The following is an 18,334-nucleotide window of genomic DNA, read 5'->3' on the forward strand; positions in this document are numbered from 1 at the left end:
ATATGGGTTGATTTACATTCTGGGCATTGCATAAATTATTCCTCCTATTCATACTCTAACTCAGCAACGCCGAAAATCCTAGGTTTCTGAGGAAAGGTGAACGTGTTCTCAAACGCAGTCAACGTCGGGTATCTAGAAAAGTCAAAGGTTCAAAGAATAGAGGCAAAGCTCGACAGATTCTTGGTAAGCGCCATCTCAAAATAAGCAGGCAACGTAAAGACCATGCCCTAAAGTTGGCAAGGTGCGTCACTCAGTCCAACGACTTGATAGCCTACGAAGATTTGAGAATCAAAAATATGGTGCAGAATCACTGTCTCGCCAAGTCTATTAACGACGCATCTTGGTATCAATTCCGTGTCTGGCTTGAATATTTTGGAAAAGTATTCGAGCGGGTAACGGTTGCGGTAAATCCGCAATATACCAGTCAAGAATGCTCTAGTTGTGGTGAAATTGTCAAAAAAACTCTATCTACTAGAACCCACGCTTGTAAATGTGGGTGCTTGTTAGATAGAGACGAGAACGCAGCTAGAATAATCCTAAGTCGGGGATTGAGTACGGTAGGGCATACCGGAACTCTTGCACTAGATGCAAATAACGCTTCGGGAGAATTGTCCTCTACTTTCGTTGGAGAAATCCAATTAGAGCAAGTCAGCTCGTAGATAGAAGAATCCTCATGCCTTCAGGCCCAGGAGTGTCAACCAGCCATACTCCCTATACTCAGCGGCACCATTTCGCCGTGCATCGTCAGGCCTAATAACATCGGGCCGCCCGGTCGGATCAACTCTCCTGTAAGCGCGCAGCGTTCCTCCTGCTGTGCTGTGGCATTAATGCTAGCTCGAATATCCGATCGAGAAAACATCTGCCGATACTCTCCAGACTTCTGCTGCACGTAATTCCAGAGCAAATCTCGAATCAAAGCTTGATAGCCTTGATTGCCCGCGAGTTCTTTGAGTCTCTCCTTGAGCTCTCTTTCGAGTCGAATGCTGGTCACTTCCATTTCGGTGGTTGAGGTTCTAGGTAGGGTATGCATAATTTTTCTCCGTGACGGGTGGACATATGTGTAATATCAGTGTAGTATGTTTACAGCTAGATTGAAAGCCTCTTAACCACCTTCTGCCTGCTGTGAAATTTCTCCCCACCTACTCCACCTATCAACTGAAGTGCGATCGCCCCACGGGTCGCTCCGAGTCGTCACGGCACGTCTTTAGCACGGGTTTTGCGACTGTCGCAGCGACCTCGTGGGCGGGCTTGGGCCTAATTAAACCCGGTTATAGTGGATTAGGAGAAATTGCAGAAATTAATTACAACGAGGTAGACCAGCACGGTCTGCAAGTGGCACAGCCATATCGAGAGACGCGAAGCGGGAGGTACAGCTAAACTACTGTACCAAGACAGGATGAAAATTTGCATGAACGCAGTTTTTCTAGCCCCCGCTTCTAAGTAAGAGAAGCGGGGGCATTTGATTGGATATTTGAGAAATTCGATCCGCTTGGGGAACTGGGAAAAAACCAGATGTAGCCAATGCAGGCGTTGCACCGAAAATTCCAAATCCCAAATCCCAAATCTAAAATCTAAAATCTAAAATCTAAAATCCAAATGAGGAGGAGCAAGCCGTGACCGTAGTAACTGATGTATTGAGGCAATCTGTGGTGGTATTTTCTCAGAATTACCTACCAATGAGCCGTGTCAACATCAAACGGGCGATCGTACTGTTGGTAACAGGCAAGGCTGAACCTCTTGATTTTAGCATTGGCAACGGCTGGCTGGTGCGATCGCCCAGCACCAGCATCCACGTACCCGAACAAATCCGCTTGACTTTTGGTAACAGGGAACGCCTGTGGAAAGTACCCCCGGTCAATCGCCGGGAAGTTCTGCGCCGCGACGCTCATTCTTGCCAATACTGCGGCAGCAATCGGCATTTGACGTTGGATCACGTCATGCCTCGATCGAAGGGCGGCCCGCATACTTGGGACAACGTGGTGACTGCTTGCGAACGATGCAACTCTCGTAAGGGCGATCGAACTCCCGTAGAAGCTGGAATGTCTCTGCGAACTAAGCCGAAAGCCCCCATACACCCCACTGTTGCTTTTGCCGAACTGTTTTGGCACGAATACCAAATTGGGGAATAGGGCATGGGGCATGGGGAATAGGGCATGGGGCATGGGCCAAACAGTCTCTTGGTAATTGGTAATAGCTAATAGTTAATAGCTAATTCAGTCCTGTAATTAAAAAGGATTTTAGGTCGGAATAGCAAACTTTTCATTCCGACCTATCCAATGCCCAATGCCCAATTCCCAATTCCCGATGCCCAATGCCCGATGCCCAATTCCCAATTCCCGATTTTCAATTTTTAACTTTCAATTCCAAATTTAGGGCTGTCAATATGCTGAAGTTGACTTATACTGAAACGGGCTTTAACCTAGAGCGTTTGGCTCAATCTCCCGAACAGTTAGTGGCGCTGCGAGTGGTGCTGGCTATGCGAGTTGGTCAAAGCATCAGCGTCGAACCGAGCACTGCGGCATTTTTGCTGCCCGCGAATTTGCCGGCGCTGCCTCTATTGGAATCTGAGGCGCGCCGAAACGACAATGATGCGATCGCCCTTTGTGTTGCTGATGCTGACTTTGTAGAAGTGACTCTGCGGGGTACGTGGATTTCTGATGCGTCTGAGGGGGCTGACGGCGTGTTTGCGACTGTTTTGGGCGATCGGGCAGAGCTCTTGCTGCTCAAACTCTGGCTCGAAACTCAGGCTGCTGCGGAGGTTGTCGGGGAAGTCGGCGATTAATATCGGATCTGGAAGGAAGAGGGAACAAGGAAGAGGGAAGAAGCAAGAAGGAAATATTTTCTTCATGTCGCACTCCCCCACTTTCTCCCCCTCTCCCGCCAGAAGCGCACTCAATTCCATTCTCCTTGCAGCCCAAAAGCAGCCCAATAATAAGGAGATTGCCATTCTGAAACCTGTAGCACTTCGATTTGCGCCGATCGCAGTGCCGCAGCAGGCGCCAATTTATCTTGGAGCATTTTTTTGTAAAATCGTGTCATCAACTCAGAAGTTACTTGGTCGTCAACACTCCACAGAGAAACCACCACACGCGGCGCCCCCGCATACATAAACCCTCTCGTCAAACCCACCAACCCTTCTCCCTTAATGTCTTTTCCCAAACCCGTCTGACACGCGCTCAGCACCACCAATTCGGCCGGTAAATTGAGATTGAAAATATCATTCAGTCGCAAGTAGCCATTTTGTAACGAGCCTTTCTCATCAACTAAAGAAAGCACCAATCCCGATAATTCTGGATGTTTGCTATTAGCAAATCCGTGGGTAGCGAAATGAACAATGCGATATTGAGATAAATCGGGAGCGGTTGCCGTGGTACGATTAGCAGTAAAGTCAAACGCTTGTTTTTCCAAATCATCGGGAACCAAAGCCAGGATTTGCTCAGCTTCAGTTCGCGAGAAAGGTAAGCGAGTCCAATAAATGTTAGCCTCTGAGGCGGATCTCTGTAATTGTTGCGCTTCCACTGGCAGATTTTCAACAGTTTGATTCTTGGTTACAGGCGATGTACTTGTGCCTTTGAGCCGTTCGTCGTCCGTGCTAAAAACTGGATCTGCAAACAAGGCGATCGCCTTTGGAGCCGGTTGACGAGTCGCCATATCCCGCCGCAGAATAGCCAGAGTTGAAGCAGAAGGCAGGTTAACAATTTCATGCTTAACTATTAGTGGCGCTTCAGATTTTTCCAGAGTAAGGGCACTGAAAGGAATGTATTGCAAGGCGCCATCCGCAACAATTAGCAAGCGCTTGTTGCCCAACTCAGAAGCAACCGGAGCGAGGATCATTTGGCTCAGAAGTCCAGCAGATTCAGCAACCATTTGAGGAGAGGTTCTCGTGGTCTCTTTGGTTAAAGTATCGCGGAAATTCTTAGCCGTGGCTTCAATCTCGGTGCGAGAAGGGAGTTCGTAACTGGTGAAAGAAGTTTTCGTCACCGCCCACAAATAACTGCGCTCCTCACCCAAAGAATATTCTAAAAGTAGCGTATTGTCATCGATTACCTGTTGTTGAATTTGTTGCAAATTGAGAGGTTCGGGATATTGGAGAGCAGCGTAACGAGGACTACTGGCGCGAATTTTAGCTTCTATTTGAGCGAGTTGCTTGAGAACTGTATCGATTTTTTCTTGAATTTCATCCAGAGATTCTTGGGTAGATCTAGCGCTGATAATTTGGTATTTGCGACTCTGAAAATCACTGAGTTGTTGTTGCAAATTTTGTTCTTGTGCTAGCAGTTGCTGGTCAACACCTTGACGAATATTTGCGCTGGCTTCGCTGAGGAGTTCAAGCAGACTGCGGGCACGGGCACGTTCGCTAGCATGAAAGGCTTGTGCGTCGTAACCTTTATCGGGATTTTTCTGGTGCAGTTGCATCAACAAATCGATGTAAAACTGATAATAATCTTGGTTGCGGGCAAAGTAAGACTGGCGCAGTTCTTGGCTACCGATTTGAGTGCGGAGGTTTTCAATAATATTAATTGCGGTTTCAATTTCGGTTTGGGCAACGGTGAGGTTATTTTGTTGGCGGTTTAAGATGGCTTGATTGTAGATGATGTGCGCTTCTTCTGTTTTGTAACCGAGTTGTTGGGATAGAGATAAGGCTTGGTTATAGTTTTCAATGGCGGTAGAATTCTGACCTAAAGCAGCTTGTATTTTCCCCATTTGATTGAGGACTGTGGTTTCTTTTACTTTGTCGTTTAAGTGTCGGGAGATTTTTAGGGCTTGGTTGTAGGCATTCAAGGCCGTTGACCATTCTTTTGAAGCGATGTAGGTGCTACCAATGCCAGTTAAGGCAGTCGCTTCTGCTGCTAAATTACCTGCGGGTCTGGAGATGACTAGAGCTTTGTTGTAGGAGTCTAGGGCATTTTTCCAGTTTCCTGTAGCAGCGTGAATATTACCAATGTTGTTGAGGGTGTTGGCGACTGTCGCTTGGTCATTTAATTGATAGAATAAGGGCAAAGCTTGGTTATAGTAATCCAGGGCGCTTGGAGGATCAGCTAAATCGATGTAAAGTTGACCAAAACTGTTGATAATAGCGGCTTCTTCGGCTTTGGCACCGGCTTGTTTTGATAAGGGTAATGCTTGATTGTAGGAGTCTAGGGCAGATTGAAATTGTCCGAAATGGGCGTAAATTTTACCCATTGAAAGGAGAGTGCGTGTGGCTTGGGCGTAGTTTCTATCTGCACGATAAAGTGCGAGGGCTTCTTCTAACTTTCCCAGTGCAAGTTGTTTAGATTCGACTGTGCTTTGGCTAGAAAGTTGAGTTCCTTTGATAAATGCTACTTCAGCAGCAGAAACTTTTATCCCAACTGATAAATCCCACAGGCGAGCAGTTCTATCACTACTAACAGTGAGGATTTGGCGACCATCAGGGCTAAATTTTGCATGGTTGAGCCCATCCTCATGTCCTCGAAATATCGCTAGAAGATTTCCTTTTGCATCCCACAAACGGGCGGTTTGATCCTCACTAGCGGTGAGGATTTGCCTGCCATCGGGACTAAATACGGCGCTGTTGACAGAACTGTCATGATCTCGCAATACTGCTAGGAGATTGCCAGAAATATCCCACAGGCGGGAAAGTCTATCGTTACTGGTGATCAGGATTTGACTACCATCGGGGCTAAATACTGCACTCTCATCGTGACTGGAACCTTTATCTACATCCTTCTGCCCTCGAAACTCTGCTTTGAGATTACCTTTTATATCCCACAGGCGGGCATTTCCGTGGAAATCACTGCCTAGAGTGAGAATTTGGCGACCATCTGGGGTAAATATTGCACTTTCGACACTCGTCTCATGCCCTCGGAACACAGCCAGGAGATTGCCTTTGGTATCCCACAGACGGGCGGTTTTATCTAAACTGGCAGTGAGGATTTGCCGGCCATCGGGACTAAAGACTGCACTGTTGACATGAATCTCATGTCCTTGGAATATAGCCAGGAGATTGCCTTTGGTATCCCACAGGCGGGCGGTGTTATCACTACTAGCAGTGAGAATTTGACGACCGTCCGGGCTAAATACTGCACTTTCGATTCTATGATCACGGCCCTGAAACTCACTTAGGAGATTGCCTTTGTTATCCCACAGGCGAACGGTTTTATCGCTGGCGGTGATGATTTGCCGACCATCAGGGCTAAATACGGCGCTTTCAACAGAATACTTGTGTCCCTGGAACTCGGTGAGGATATTGCCTTTGATATCCCACAGGCGAACGGTTTTATCGGTGGCGGTGAGAATTTGGCGGCCATCTGGGCTAAATACGGCACGCTTGACTCCATACTTATCGTGCCGTAACTCTGCTAGTTGAGCGCTATTTTTAGATACGCTTTCCCGAAAAGTTTGCAGCGCTGCCATTTGCTCGGCTTGGGCAGCAATTGCTACTGATACATCCCACAGACGGGCGGTGCCATCATCACTGGCAGTGAGGATTTGACTACCATCGGGGCTAAATACTGCACCGAAACCTCTTTCATGCCCTCGGAACACAGCCAGGAGATTACCTTTGGTATCCCATAAGCGGGCGATACCAGGGTCGATTCCATTTGCAGCATCATTACTGATAATGAGAACTTGGCTGCCGTCGGGACTAAAAACTGCACTGTAGAAATATTTTTCATCTCCCCGAAACTCTGTCAAGAGATTGCCTTTGGTATCCCACAAGCGAGCAGTTTCAGCCCAAGCATAGGTGAGGATTTGCTTCCCGTCGGGGCTAAATACGGCTGTTGTGAGTCTCTCTCTATGCCCCCGGAACTCAGCTAGAAGATTGCCTTTGAGATCCCACAGGCGGGCGGTTTCATCATCGCTGGCAGTGAGGATTTGACTACCATCGGGGCTAAATAGTGCACTTCTGACCCCCTTCTCATGCCCCCGAAACTCTACCAGGAGATTACCTTTGAGATCCCACAGGCGGGCTTTTTTATCGTTACTAGCAGTAAGGATTTGCCGGCCATCTGGACTAAATACCGCACTTGTGGCTATTCCCCCCCATACTTTCTCAGGTGGTTGCAACTCAGCTAGGAGATTACCTTTAAGATCCCACAGGCGGGCGGTATCATCACCACCACCATTACCACCAGCGGTGAGAATTTGGCGACCATCGGGGCTAAATTTTGCACTGTAGATTCCTAAAGAGCCACTCCCCCGCAACTGAGCCAGGAGATTGCCTTGGGTATCCCACAAACGGGTAGTGCTATCATTCGCATCAACACTACCAAAACTAATGGTGAGGATTTGACGACCATCGGGGCTAAATATTGCGCGGCTGAGCCCCTCCTGCCCCTGGAACTCGGTTAGGAGATTGCCTTTGAGATCCCACAGACGGGCTTTTTTATCCTGACTAGCGGTGAGGATGTGCCTGGTATCGGGACTAAATACGGCACTGAGGACATCACTATTGTGCCCTCGGAATATTGCCAGTTGAGCGTTATTTTTGGACACGCCTTCCTGAAGGCTTTCCTTGACAGCTATTTGCTCGGATTCGGCAGCAATTGCGGCTGACACATCCCACAGGCGGGCGATTTTATCCCAACCTAATGTGATGATTTGCCGGCCATCGGGACTAAATACTCCCCAGACGAGATCCTTATGCCCCCGCAATTTTGCCAACAGATTGCCTTTGGTATCCCAAATTTGAGCAGTTCCATCCATACTACTGGTAAGGATTTGGCGACCATCCGGGCTAAATCCTGTTGCAATCGAGACAGAACTCCAGTGGGAATCTCCATGCTGCCCGAACACAGCGAGGAGATTGCCTTTGGTATCCCAAACTCGGACTTGCCTACTATAGGTTAGGATTTGCCGACCATCGGGGCTAAATATTGCATTTTGGACATGATTTTCATGCCCCTGGAACTCGGTTAGGAGATTACCGTTGGTATCCCACAGGCGGGCAGTTTTATCTAGACTAGCGGTGAGGATTTGCCGTCCATCGGGACTAAAGACTGCATTGGCGACACGATCCTTATGCCCCTGGAATTCTTTGAGAAGATTGCCTTTGATATCCCATAAGCGGGCAGTTCCATCCGAACCGACAGTAAAGATTTGGCGACCATTAGGGCTAAATACAGCTTTTGGGCGGACTGGTGCGCTAATTCTTGCTTTATGCCCCTGGAATTCTTTGAGAAGATTGCCTTTGATATCCCACAACCTGACGGTTTCATTCCCAAAGTTACTACTGGTTAGGATTTTAGAACCATCGGGACTAAACACGGCACTTATAACTTCACCCCGCTCCTGATCCCCCCGGAACTCTTTGAGGAGATTGCCTTTGATATCCCATAAGCGGACTCCATACTCAGTAGTAGTGAGAATTTGGCTGCCATCAGGACTAAATATGGCTGTACTGAATCTGGTTCCTGGGAAGCCTCCCGATCTACTTGCCGCTTTATCTCCCTGGAACATAACTAGGAGATTGCCTTTGGTATCCCACAAGCGGGCGGTTTTATCTGCACTAGCAGTGAGGATTTGGCGACCATCGGGGCTAAATACTGCACTTATGACCATCTCCTCATGCCCCACAAACATGGCGAGTTGCCCGCCAAATGCTTGCACGGGTTGCTGCGTTCCCGATGGGTTGGGTTTTTCTGTTGTCGGTGACTGGGATGGTGTGGGAATCCTGGGTTGGCCGCTGATGGGGATGCTGTAGGTAGTAGCGAATACCACTCCCATCACCAGAGGGAGACAGCGATGCACTTTTCGGTATTTATCTGGCAGCATAATTGTTTTTTGGGAGAGTTAAGAATTGGGAGAGGGGGGTCAACTGAACCTTTCTCTATCGACTCCGTAAAAGCCAAAAGCTATAGTTTCTTTTTGGATAGGCAAATCTGCTTAGCGTTGGCTCTTTTTTTTACCGAGGTCATCAAAATTAAGATGGGCTGGGGGTTAGTTGTCAGAAAAAATTATTTATGTTAAGGACAAACTCTATCATTTTTCATAATCTTTGTCTGTAATTGGCTGCGTCAAGGGTGAGGCAAGGACGTTAAGGGAAGTAACTTGAATCGGCTGCGGAGCGTTTGCTCGTCGATGTTATTATCTGTTGACTGGCTGACTGTGGTTTGTAAAGCGAGCTAATTTTTCTCAACGGACAGCTACCTGGGTCTAATACCAACTCCGGTAGCATGGGAATTAATATTACGCCCAGTCAGCACACCGCGAGTGCCTAAGTCCTCATATGCTGCACCATTCTCAATTAGCCTTGTATGAACAGACAAGATGCCTGTTCCACAAAATATAAATTTTCTTGTGGAACAGGCATCTTGCCTGTTGCTGACAATGGTGCCAGATATCAGTAAGTCCCTTTAGGGTGTATAAATTATATTGAAGTAAATGCCGTTATCTTGCAGATTGTCGCCTTTATCGCTAATTCTCACCAAAGGAAAAGCGTAATCTACTCGCAGGTTCACCCGCTGTATCGGTTCCCAGATTACCCCTAAACCTAAACCTGCTAAAAATGTCTGATTGGTTAATGTATTAGGATTGTTCGCAACGTTCCATACCGTACCCGCATCCAAAAATGGAGCTAATTGTAGTTTGGGATTTCCCGAAGCATCGCGCTGCAAAGTAATCCGATCCTCGATCGAAACTCTGAAGCCGTTATCCCCAGAACGGACATTTTGGCGGTAGCCGCGCAAAGATTGCCCGCCGCCAATTACAAATTGCTGGGAAGGTAACAAACTATTAGCTGACAACTGCAAGTCTGCCTGCAAAATTAATAAATGTTTGTCATTCAATCGCTGTACTCGCTGCAATTGACCCAGCCAACTCAAAAATTGTCCGTCGGGATCAGAACCTTCGTTTTGAGTAGCATCAAACAAGCTAGTGCCGATCGTAAATTGCGATCGCACGGCCCAAGCACCCTGCGGGTCGCGCCGAATGTAGTCCTGTCCCAGCTTAATTGCGCTCGTAGTGGTGACACCATTGGAGTCCGGGCCGATGCCAAAAGGAACCGGTTCGCCGGCGACAAAAGTTCTACCTGTTTGATAAGTAAAACCGGCAGACAAGGCAAATTCTTCGATCGGCGTTCTCCGCAGCGGCTGGCGGTAACTAACTTCAAATAAATGCGATTTTCCCGAAATGTCAGCACGGTTAAAAGGTGGTTGTACGATACTGTTGCGATTCGGTGCCGCCCTCAATTGCAAAGTGCCGTTCATTGCATTTAGCGGCACGCGATAGCTAAAATCAAACACGTCTGAATCGCCGAGCGATCTGTAATAAGCCGCTGCCAGTTCGTCGCCATTTCCTGTTATATTGCGGTGCCGCAAACTAACTCCCAATCTTTCGGAACCGACACTGGGAGGCGAGTAATTGTCAATGCTGAAAGTAGGTTGAAACGGATTAGCTTCCGAGACTCGGACGATCAGAATGCTCTCTCCTTCATTATCCCCAGCCCGCAGACTGGCTTCTACATTGTCAAATAAAGGATCGACTCGTAACAGCCGGAGTTGGTCTTCTAATGAAGCTGTGCTTAAAGGCATTCCGGCACCGAGTCGAATCCGGCTGCGGATGTAACTCGGATGCAATCTTTTAGTTCCTTCTACCTCAATTCGGGCTAGCTTGCCTTCAATCACTTGAATTTGGACTACCCCTGCGGTGATAGTTTGGGGCGGCAAGACTGCTCTCGAAGTGATGTAGCCACGATTGAGGTAAATTTCGGTAATTTTGTCGGCGATTTGTTTGAGCTGTTCTAGGGTGGTAGAACGGCCTTCTAACGGGTTGACTAAGGCATTAATTTCGTCTTGGCTTAAAATTGTGCTGCCAACTACTTGAATTTTCTGCACCTCAATTGGTGTATTCGGCAGGGTTGGGGGAACTGGCGACCGGGACGGCGGCGCTACTGTGGGCGGTGCTTGGGGAGGTTCTGGGGAAGGCTGCGGGGCCGGTTGCAGAAATCGATCGCGATTTGGATCGGGCTCCGTCGGCGGCGATGGCAGGTTTGGAGGCAGCGAGGGTTGGTTCTGGGCTAAAACATGATTGCAATCTAGCGGGTTCTGACATTGGCGATCGTTGTCAACCAGATTTTTTGCTACGGGCAAGATGCCCGTACGACAATCAATCAAACTGCTTGTGGAACAGGCATCTTGCCTGTTCTCGGCGGGGTTCGATTGTGTTTCTCGTTCAGGGTTGGTCTCGATCGAATCGGGAAGCTGATTTAAGTTTGTTGCTGTTTCATTTTGCTTGATTTCCAGTTTTTGAAGTGCTAATACTTGATTGCCCGTATCTGCTGAGTTGTCAGCGGCGACGGGCAACTGAGAAATATCCTTTGTTTGGGATATAGCTTTATTGGCATAAAAGCAAGCCATCGGCAGCGCAGTTAGAAGTGAAATCCCCAACCGAAATAGTGCAATATTTGCATTCGGGCGCATAATTAATAATTTCTCTAAAATAAGTTTGTCGCCTGCTTGACTATGCCAGTTTATCATTTAGTATTAGGCGAAATTTGACCATCAAAATTTCCACAGTCCGGCTTTCAAGATGTCAGAAGTCCGAACTGCCGATCGGTACAAAAATTTTAATTTATTTAGGACGATCGACCAAACAATCCGCAACAGGCAAAAATCATCTGTGGCGCTGCCAAATACCGCGCTCGAAACCGAGTTTTTCGTACTTGCTGCACCAGTCATACCATTTTAGATTTTAGATTTTAGATTTTAGATTTTAGAATTGCCAATGACTTATGGCTATCAGGGTTTGGGGCACGGGCCTACCGTTGCATTCTTTGCGTGAAACTGGTGTTGAATTATTTTCTTGTGATAGGTGTTAACTCACTTGCGACTAAGGGTTCTTGGGCTATTTTGCCGAGTTCGACTGAGTTGAGCACTGCTGACCACTCGATCGCTAAACTGGCATCGCTGGGAGACTCGATACGCAATTGAGCTAGAGTTGCCAGGTACTCGTACCAGAGATTTTGTTGGGCGAAGATGCTGAGCTTGGTGCGATCGGACGATCGATCCAACTCTGTTTTCACGGTTGGGGCGAGTGCGGTGCGGTTGATCCACCCGGAAACGAGAACATCATCGGTTGTATTTTTTGGGTTGCATTTGATAGTAAAGTACCATTGATAGTTTTTGCCAACTTCCAGGGCTGGCGAGTTGTCATCGGAGCCGAGGCTGACGCTAACTACACCTGCACGGCTAGTTACCATGCGAAAACTTTTTTTGTATAGTGTTTTGTCCCTTTCGTCTGCTAACTCAAACTGAACTGTTTTGTCGAGGGCTACGGGAAGGTAGTAGAAAAATGTTGGCTTTGCTGATATGGTTTGCCCCATAGTTGATTGGGGAATCAAGGCAGTTAAGGCAGTTGTGGCCGTGGGGCATTCTAACCCGCGGGTTCCTCCCCCTTCCCGCCTTCCGGGTACTCCGTCCTCCGGCGGTTGAAAGCTATTCCACGCGGGTTCCAATTGCTGGCTGTTCGGTCTGCTTCCGCTTGGTTCAGGGGGTTGAGCTGTTTGCCAGTTGAGGGGTAGCTGCGGTGGTGAGGCGCGCTGGACAATGTTTGCGGGGCTGTTGAGAGCCTCTGCAGGTATTAAAAAACTACCGGCGGCAACTGCCTCTAAAGACAGAATTAAGGAAAGAGCACCGATATTTAGAGCAGACTTCAAAGCCATGACGAACCTGCCTTTTGATGAACCTAGGAACTTTATCTCACGGTTTTATTCTATCCAAGGTTTTGACGGATATCGTAATCTGTTGTACTTAATTTATATCTTCAGGCAGATACGATTATTTTGGTCGCTGTGCTCAACATAGAATTCTCTGTCGCGTTTGTCAGTGGTAGCTTAGTAGTTATACTTACTTCCATTCACGGCTGCAGGTTCGGTTGAGCTTGTTCAACCCAACTTTGACAAAGACTAATATTCCGGGTTTTTTAACTCAGACAAGAGGCTACAAGGCGTCTTTTCCTAACAACACCCGGTTGATGCGTCAATCATGGATATCAGGAAACTCGGCAATTTTGCTGGTGAACCTCAAGCGATCGGCTACAAGTTACAAATCAGTTTTTGTGTACAATACCGGCAAGAAATTTAGCATGAATCTCGATTCACCTGTTCTCTCGGACAAACAGCCTTCGGGGCTGCGGATGGTCAGACCCATCGGAGTCTTGGCACTGCACGGCATTGCTTTTTTAGGAAATAGGTTGTTCGCTGTCGATCGCGCCGAAGGGCTGCTATTGGAGATCGATCGAGAAACTGACAACACTACTGTTTTGAATCCTTATCAAACGGCTAAGTTTGCGGGCGCAACTGGGCTAGCTATTTCGGAAGATACTCTCTGGTTTGCGCGGGATGAGGATATTTGTTGCTGTCGGGGCGCAATTCGGGACGGGGCGATAACTGAACTCCAACCGGAACATTTTGTTTCGCTTTCTTATCCTGCTGACGGGATTGCTGTTTGGAAATCTACGCTTTATGTGACTTGCCAGAGATTAGCCTCGATTCTGGTTTTTGACCTAAAAACTGGTCGAGAAATTACTCGGTTTTATGCTCCCGGTATTGGGGTAGAAAATATCACTGTCCGGGATGAGGAAATTTGGGTTTGTGACAAGACTGAGCAAACTGTTTACTGTTTGGAACGGGGAACTGGGGAGATTAAATTTAGCGTTTTGACTCCCTTTGAGTCGCCTTCGGGTTTGGCTTTTCACAAGGATTCCGAAACTGGGGAGGAGGTTCTGTACGTGGCTTATGCCGGGGATGAACTTTACATCCGGGATGACCCGAATTCGGAAGATCCTTTTCAGTTGACGAAGCGCGATCGCACTTTTATTCAGCCTTTGTCTTTTCACTACAATGAAGCCGAGCGCTACGCTTTGTCAAACGGTTTTTTGATGGAAATGTCTTATGTGGAGGAACTGTCTCCTCTCGATGAGGTAGAAATCGAAAATTTGGAGTGGCGGATTGCTTTGCCTTCGCAAACTCACCGACAAAAGGTCAGGAAAATTACGCCGATTGGAATGCCTTTTACTGAGGAAATTCAGGAAGGGGAACGGGTGGCGGTGTTTAAGTTCGATCGGCTGCACCCTGGGGAACGCCGAATTTTTGGCTGGAAGGCTTTGTTAGAAGTTCGATCGATTAAGTATCAGTTATCGCCTCGGGATGTCGAAAAGAGTCCGAAGCTGTCGCCGGAGTTTGCAGCTAAGTATTTGGTGGATAATGACAATTTGGCGATGGATACGGAGATTGTGCGATCGGCGGCTGCGGCGGCTATTGGTTCGGAAACTAACATTCTCAGGCAATTGCTGAGCATTCGTAATTTTGTTTACGATCAACTTTCTTACGGAATTAGACCTCACATTGACACTCCCGATATTGTGCTGCGCCGTGGTATCGGTTCCTGCGGCGAATACGTGGGACTTTTGTTAGCTTTGGCTAGGTTAAACGGGATTGCTTGCCGCACGATCGGCCGCTACAAGTGTCCGGCTTTTGGTGACAGAAAAGGTGTGTCGCTGGAGCCGGATTTCAATCACGTTTGGCTGGAATTTTACATTCCAGGTTTTGGCTGGGTGCCGATGGAATCTAATCCTGATGATATTCAAGACAGAGGCCCTTATCCGTTGCGATTTTTTATGGGTTTGGCTTGGTATCACGTAGAAATTGGCAAAGGAATCCGGTTTCAAGGTCTCACCAGCGGCGGTCTTCCTTTAAACAAGGAGGATGTTTCCGTGGGGAGTCTGGCAATTAATCATGTGAGGTTTACCATTTTGGAAGAGTTGCCAGCAGTTTGAAGGGAGTCTTAACAGTTAACAGTTAGCCGTCAACATTTAACTGTTAATTGTTAACATTTTTCATCTAAAATCGAAAGTAGAAAATGTAAAATCAGAGGAAGAGGGGTTGTGGAATTTTCGATTGCTAATTTTCTCGTTTTAGTGGCCTTTGTACTGCTGGTGACGGTGACTGGCGGGGTCGCTTATTTGACTTCTGTTGAGTGGCGCGATCGTAGGCGGTTAGATAAGGCTAAACGGAAAAAAAAGTAGCTCTTTGCTGTTGACAAATTGCATCTTTTATGATAAAAAACAAGGCAACCTGGTTGGGTCGCCTTGTTTTTTGATTTGACGTATTTTCACCGCAGAGGTGCAACTAAAGAGAGAACATAGGTGTGGCGCTTCAAAAAAATCTTATTGAATAGCCTTAATTGACAGATTTTTTCTACTTTTTATTTTTCCGCTTCCCTCCACCTGTTTTAGGTGGGTTTCCCCGCAACAAATCACCTAAAGCATCATTACTTCTGTTATTAAAATCAAAATTATTTTTCCCAAACGCCTTTAATAACTCTCTCTGATATTCCTCATGTTCGTAGGGTAAAGAACCGGCCCACGCATAGATAAATGCTTTCGGCGTATAACTTTTTTGCAGATGTACCTTGAAAGTATCGTATGTATTAATTACTTGCTTTGTGGCCTGACCTAAATCACCGATATTATCTTTTAATTCTACAAAACAGATAACACGCTTGCTGTCTTTAGCGTAAAACACCATCAGGTCGCACATTTTTTGACCTTTTTCTGTGCCCCATAAAAATTGACGCAGCTTACAACCAGGATTTGATTGGTCATCTATGTTAAAAAAAAGTATTGTTTCGCCTTCTAGGGGTTCTACTTTTACTGAAGCTTTATGTTCCTTAAAATAAGTTTGACCTGGAAGTAAACAGGAGGATAAAAGCAAATTTTCAAAAGGCATTAACTGTCTCTCAATCTTGAATTTTCAGTAAATTAGCATAAATGCGAGAAACATCATCCGACACTTGACCAAAAGTTTCCCAATTTATTGTACCTTCTTCACTGATAATGTTTTTGGCTGTTCCATCCTCAAACAAATAGACTGAAACTTTTTCTTGAGAAATAAAAGCATCTGTTCGCTCTAAATAAAACATTTCTTTAATGCTATCTGGATCTTCATGCTTAGCTGCTTGCATGAGATTAGCAAGATGGTCAACAATGTAGGGACTGTGGGTTGTAATTAAGACGTGCAATCCAGCATTGACTAACATTGCCAAAAATTCAGCTATCTCTACTTGAGCCGCTGGATGTAAATTCATTTCTGGCTCATCAATTATCAGTAACTCATTTGGTTCAACTAAATAGCGTAAACAGAGAACTAATGGAGCTAATTCTTTTACCATTGAAGAAACAATAGGCATCTCCAACTTGGTACTTTCTTTAGGTTGAAAAAGTAGTTCTTTTCGCAATTCTGATGATGTTTCAAAACCGACCTTTCCTTGTAAAATCTCTTTTTCTAAAAAATCAGCTAACTTCACATATTCCTCTACCAAAGGATTCTTTTTTATTTCCTCTTCTCTGTCTTTTTTTCTAGAACTCCATATAATCATCTCCAACAAACGCTTTACTGGTTCAACCAAAGGCGTTTTTCTGCGTTCAAATTCGGATTTATCTGTTTCTTTTAAAAGTTCTTCGCTTCTAACTTCTCGAAGTTGAAAAGAGCTAAATGGAAAAGTTATAAAAGTAGTCCTTTCAGTAGGGAATATATGTATATAAGCATAAAATGCTTTGTGGAGCATCTGAAAAATTTCCTGAATTACGAATTGCTTAATCGCTTTTTTAGGCAGCTTATTCAAAATTTTCCCGTTTGAATAAAAATACAATATTCCTTCGTCTGATTCTTTCAGGGCATTAAGTAAACCTAAAGAAATTTCACTCTCGACAGAAGCTGATTTTATCCTTTTCAACAACTCTGCTTTTGTTTCTGCTAAATTTAAATCTACTTGCAAGTTATCAAAATCTGCTCGTTCTGTAGCCATAAAAGAGGGCATCCAGTTTCGAGCCAAACGAGCCACATCATTAATATAAATTTCCGCACAGTCATTAGCAAATTTAATCATATCAATTTGTGCATTACCTTCATCAAAAAGTTGCTGAAGTGCGCTATCTATGATTGGATATGTCTGTTGGGTTTTACCGTCAAGATAAGCTTTTAAGTAATTTCCGTATCCCTGCTGTCCGAGGATCGCTGATAAAGTGTATGCAGCCCATGTTTTCCCTTCACCATTACGACCAATAAAAACAGTTAAAGGCTTTAAATCAATTTCTGCTTTTTCAACAACACCTAAGTTTCTAATTTCTAATTTCATTAAAAAATTTCCTGTTGATAAACTATCAGATAGAGAGGAACCTGAAACCGTTAGTTGTATAGATTTTTCATTCCTAAACCCATTATGCCAGGATTGGTGATTCTTGTTCAATATTAACAGCAAGTAGAGCGGCGACGAGCGCCGCATTTCCCAACATCAGCTCTAAGTCCACTGTCGGAAAAATGTATTTTCTTCCCAAGCGGCGGCGGTGCGTTTTTCAAGTGCTGCCATTTCTGTTGTGTTCAGGGGTTTGAATGCTTGGGCGACTTTGAAGTTTTCTTCTAATTGCTTTACTGACTCGGCGGCGATGACGCAGCAGTGCACGCCGGGAAGTGAAAGCGTGTAGCCCATTGCTTGGTGCATTCCATCTAAAACACCGTTCTGAAATAATTTGCCGTAAGCTGGTATTTTCATGGCTATGACGCCGATGTTTTTGGCTTTGGCCACTGGTAAAGCGCTGGTAACAAAGGAGCGCGGATGATGTTTTTCGGCGGCGTTGAGGGAGATTAATGTTGTGTCGAAAGGATAGCGATCCAAGCCTGCGGCAATGATGGCTGGTTCGTGGTGTCCGGTGATGCCGGAAAAACGAATTATTTTTTGCTGTTTGGCTTCTTCGATCGCCTTTATTGCTCCTTTGGCACTGAAAATTTTGTCTAATTCTGTTTGGAATGAGACGTGGTGGAGTTGCCACAAGTCTAGCCGATCGGTTTTCAATCTTTTGAGCGATCGCTCTAAGTCTCTCCACGCCCCGTCTCTGTCTCTGGCGGCGGTTTTTGTGGCTAAGAATAGGCGCGATCGATATGGTGGCAAAACTTTGCCTAAGTTTTCTTCGCTGGGCCCGTAGTCGGCTGCCGTGTCAAAATAGCGAATGCCTAGTTCGATCGCGCGTTCAATTTGCGCCGCTGCTTCTGCTTCTCTTCCCGGCTGCGACAGCGGTGTTTGTCCGGCCCCCCCCAAACCGAAAATCGGCACTTTCACGCCGGTGTTGCCTAACAGTCGTTCTGGCATTTTTACTGTGGCGACCGCCTGGTTATTGGGTGCGGCTGCGATTTCCCCATCCTGCTGTTCGATCGCCTTAGCACCTGCAATGCCGCTGGCAACAGCTATACTGCTCAATATAAAATTGCGGCGAGTCTTTTTGCGGGTCATTGTTTCCGTCTCCTCAGAATATGTGAGAGAAATTAACCGCGTTTGTGTTGGCACAATACATAAATTTT

12 protein-coding genes and 1 pseudogene are annotated in these 18,334 nt (G+C 46.2%); 5 read left to right on the forward strand and 8 right to left on the reverse strand.

The genetic code is table 11. From position 1 onward, the window contains the following. Positions 1-71 precede the first annotated feature (71 nt). Positions 72-659, forward strand: a pseudogene (locus tag QT990_RS07430) (RNA-guided endonuclease InsQ/TnpB family protein); the annotation flags it as partial. A gap of 35 nt (positions 660-694) precedes the next feature. On the opposite strand, the gene QT990_RS07435 reads toward QT990_RS07430, so the two are convergent. Beyond that, positions 695-1,030 carry a ribbon-helix-helix domain-containing protein gene (locus QT990_RS07435; RefSeq protein WP_039886507.1) on the reverse strand — a complete coding sequence of 112 codons (336 nt, stop codon included), beginning with the start codon at positions 1,028-1,030 and terminating at the stop codon, positions 695-697. A gap of 583 nt (positions 1,031-1,613) precedes the next feature. Between QT990_RS07435 and QT990_RS07440 the strand changes: the two genes are divergently transcribed. Then, positions 1,614-2,129, forward strand: a complete 516-nt coding sequence (locus tag QT990_RS07440) for an HNH endonuclease (RefSeq protein WP_333056402.1) — start codon at positions 1,614-1,616, stop codon at positions 2,127-2,129. A gap of 254 nt (positions 2,130-2,383) precedes the next feature. After that, positions 2,384-2,782 carry an alr0857 family protein gene (locus QT990_RS07445; protein ID WP_333143881.1) on the forward strand — a complete coding sequence of 133 codons (399 nt, stop codon included), beginning with the start codon at positions 2,384-2,386 and terminating at the stop codon, positions 2,780-2,782. Between the two features lie 110 nt (positions 2,783-2,892). Here QT990_RS07445 and QT990_RS07450 read toward each other — a convergent pair whose 3' ends face one another. The 4 genes from QT990_RS07450 to QT990_RS07465 all read right to left on the reverse strand — a co-directional run bounded on the left by QT990_RS07450 (position 2,893) and on the right by QT990_RS07465 (position 12,643). Further along, entirely contained in the window at positions 2,893-8,757 is a 5,865-nt protein-coding gene (locus QT990_RS07450) for a CHAT domain-containing protein (RefSeq protein ID WP_333143880.1), read from the reverse strand. A gap of 581 nt (positions 8,758-9,338) precedes the next feature. Then, positions 9,339-11,459, reverse strand: coding sequence for a ShlB/FhaC/HecB family hemolysin secretion/activation protein (locus QT990_RS07455; protein WP_333143877.1), 2,121 nt, complete (start codon positions 11,457-11,459; stop codon positions 9,339-9,341). A 24-nt stretch (positions 11,460-11,483) separates the two neighbouring features. Then, positions 11,484-11,660 (reverse strand): hypothetical protein, encoded by a 177-nt coding sequence (locus QT990_RS07460; protein ID WP_333143876.1) that lies wholly within the window; start codon positions 11,658-11,660, stop codon positions 11,484-11,486. A 116-nt stretch (positions 11,661-11,776) separates the two neighbouring features. Next, entirely contained in the window at positions 11,777-12,643 is an 867-nt protein-coding gene (locus tag QT990_RS07465; RefSeq protein ID WP_333143875.1) for a DUF928 domain-containing protein, read from the reverse strand. Positions 12,644-13,065: 422 nt separating this feature from the next. Here QT990_RS07465 and QT990_RS07470 point away from each other — a divergent pair, with 422 nt between their 5' ends. Both QT990_RS07470 and QT990_RS07475 read left to right on the forward strand, forming a co-directional pair. Further along, the gene (locus QT990_RS07470; RefSeq protein ID WP_333143914.1) at positions 13,066-14,757 is read left to right on the forward strand and encodes a transglutaminase domain-containing protein; all 1,692 of its coding nucleotides are present in this window, start codon (positions 13,066-13,068) and stop codon (positions 14,755-14,757) included. Positions 14,758-14,865: 108 nt separating this feature from the next. After that, a complete protein-coding gene (locus tag QT990_RS07475) occupies positions 14,866-15,006 on the forward strand; it encodes a hypothetical protein (RefSeq protein ID WP_190736053.1) in 141 nt (46 codons plus the stop codon). Positions 15,007-15,178: 172 nt separating this feature from the next. Here QT990_RS07475 and QT990_RS07480 read toward each other — a convergent pair whose 3' ends face one another. The 3 genes from QT990_RS07480 to QT990_RS07490 all read right to left on the reverse strand — a co-directional run bounded on the left by QT990_RS07480 (position 15,179) and on the right by QT990_RS07490 (position 18,266). After that, complete coding sequence (locus QT990_RS07480) at positions 15,179-15,709, reverse strand: hypothetical protein (RefSeq protein ID WP_333305065.1); 531 nt, start codon at positions 15,707-15,709, stop codon at positions 15,179-15,181. Positions 15,710-15,719: 10 nt separating this feature from the next. After that, positions 15,720-17,117 carry an AAA family ATPase gene (locus QT990_RS07485; protein WP_333143289.1) on the reverse strand — a complete coding sequence of 466 codons (1,398 nt, stop codon included), beginning with the start codon at positions 17,115-17,117 and terminating at the stop codon, positions 15,720-15,722. Positions 17,118-17,279: 162 nt separating this feature from the next. Continuing rightward, the gene (locus tag QT990_RS07490; RefSeq protein WP_333143288.1) at positions 17,280-18,266 is read right to left on the reverse strand and encodes an aldo/keto reductase; all 987 of its coding nucleotides are present in this window, start codon (positions 18,264-18,266) and stop codon (positions 17,280-17,282) included. Positions 18,267-18,334: the final 68 nt, after the last annotated feature.

The organism is Microcoleus sp. T3_B1, from assembly GCF_036700445.1.
Lineage (GTDB): Bacteria > Cyanobacteriota > Cyanobacteriia > Cyanobacteriales > Microcoleaceae > Microcoleus.

Bases quoted from the DNA above. Each gene is read 5' to 3' on its own strand.
- QT990_RS07470 (WP_333143914.1), top strand. From the start codon at position 13,066: ATGAATCTCGATTCACCTGTTCTCTCGGACAAACAGCCTTCGGGGCTG.
- QT990_RS07465 (WP_333143875.1), bottom strand. From the start codon at position 12,643: ATGGCTTTGAAGTCTGCTCTAAATATCGGTGCTCTTTCCTTAATTCTG.
- QT990_RS07460 (WP_333143876.1), bottom strand. From the start codon at position 11,660: ATGACTGGTGCAGCAAGTACGAAAAACTCGGTTTCGAGCGCGGTATTT.
- QT990_RS07480 (WP_333305065.1), bottom strand. From the start codon at position 15,709: ATGCCTTTTGAAAATTTGCTTTTATCCTCCTGTTTACTTCCAGGTCAA.
- QT990_RS07445 (WP_333143881.1), top strand. From the start codon at position 2,384: ATGCTGAAGTTGACTTATACTGAAACGGGCTTTAACCTAGAGCGTTTG.
- QT990_RS07490 (WP_333143288.1), bottom strand. From the start codon at position 18,266: ATGACCCGCAAAAAGACTCGCCGCAATTTTATATTGAGCAGTATAGCT.
- QT990_RS07435 (WP_039886507.1), bottom strand. From the start codon at position 1,030: ATGCATACCCTACCTAGAACCTCAACCACCGAAATGGAAGTGACCAGC.
- QT990_RS07485 (WP_333143289.1), bottom strand. From the start codon at position 17,117: ATGAAATTAGAAATTAGAAACTTAGGTGTTGTTGAAAAAGCAGAAATT.
- QT990_RS07450 (WP_333143880.1), bottom strand. From the start codon at position 8,757: ATGCTGCCAGATAAATACCGAAAAGTGCATCGCTGTCTCCCTCTGGTG.
- QT990_RS07455 (WP_333143877.1), bottom strand. From the start codon at position 11,459: ATGATAAACTGGCATAGTCAAGCAGGCGACAAACTTATTTTAGAGAAA.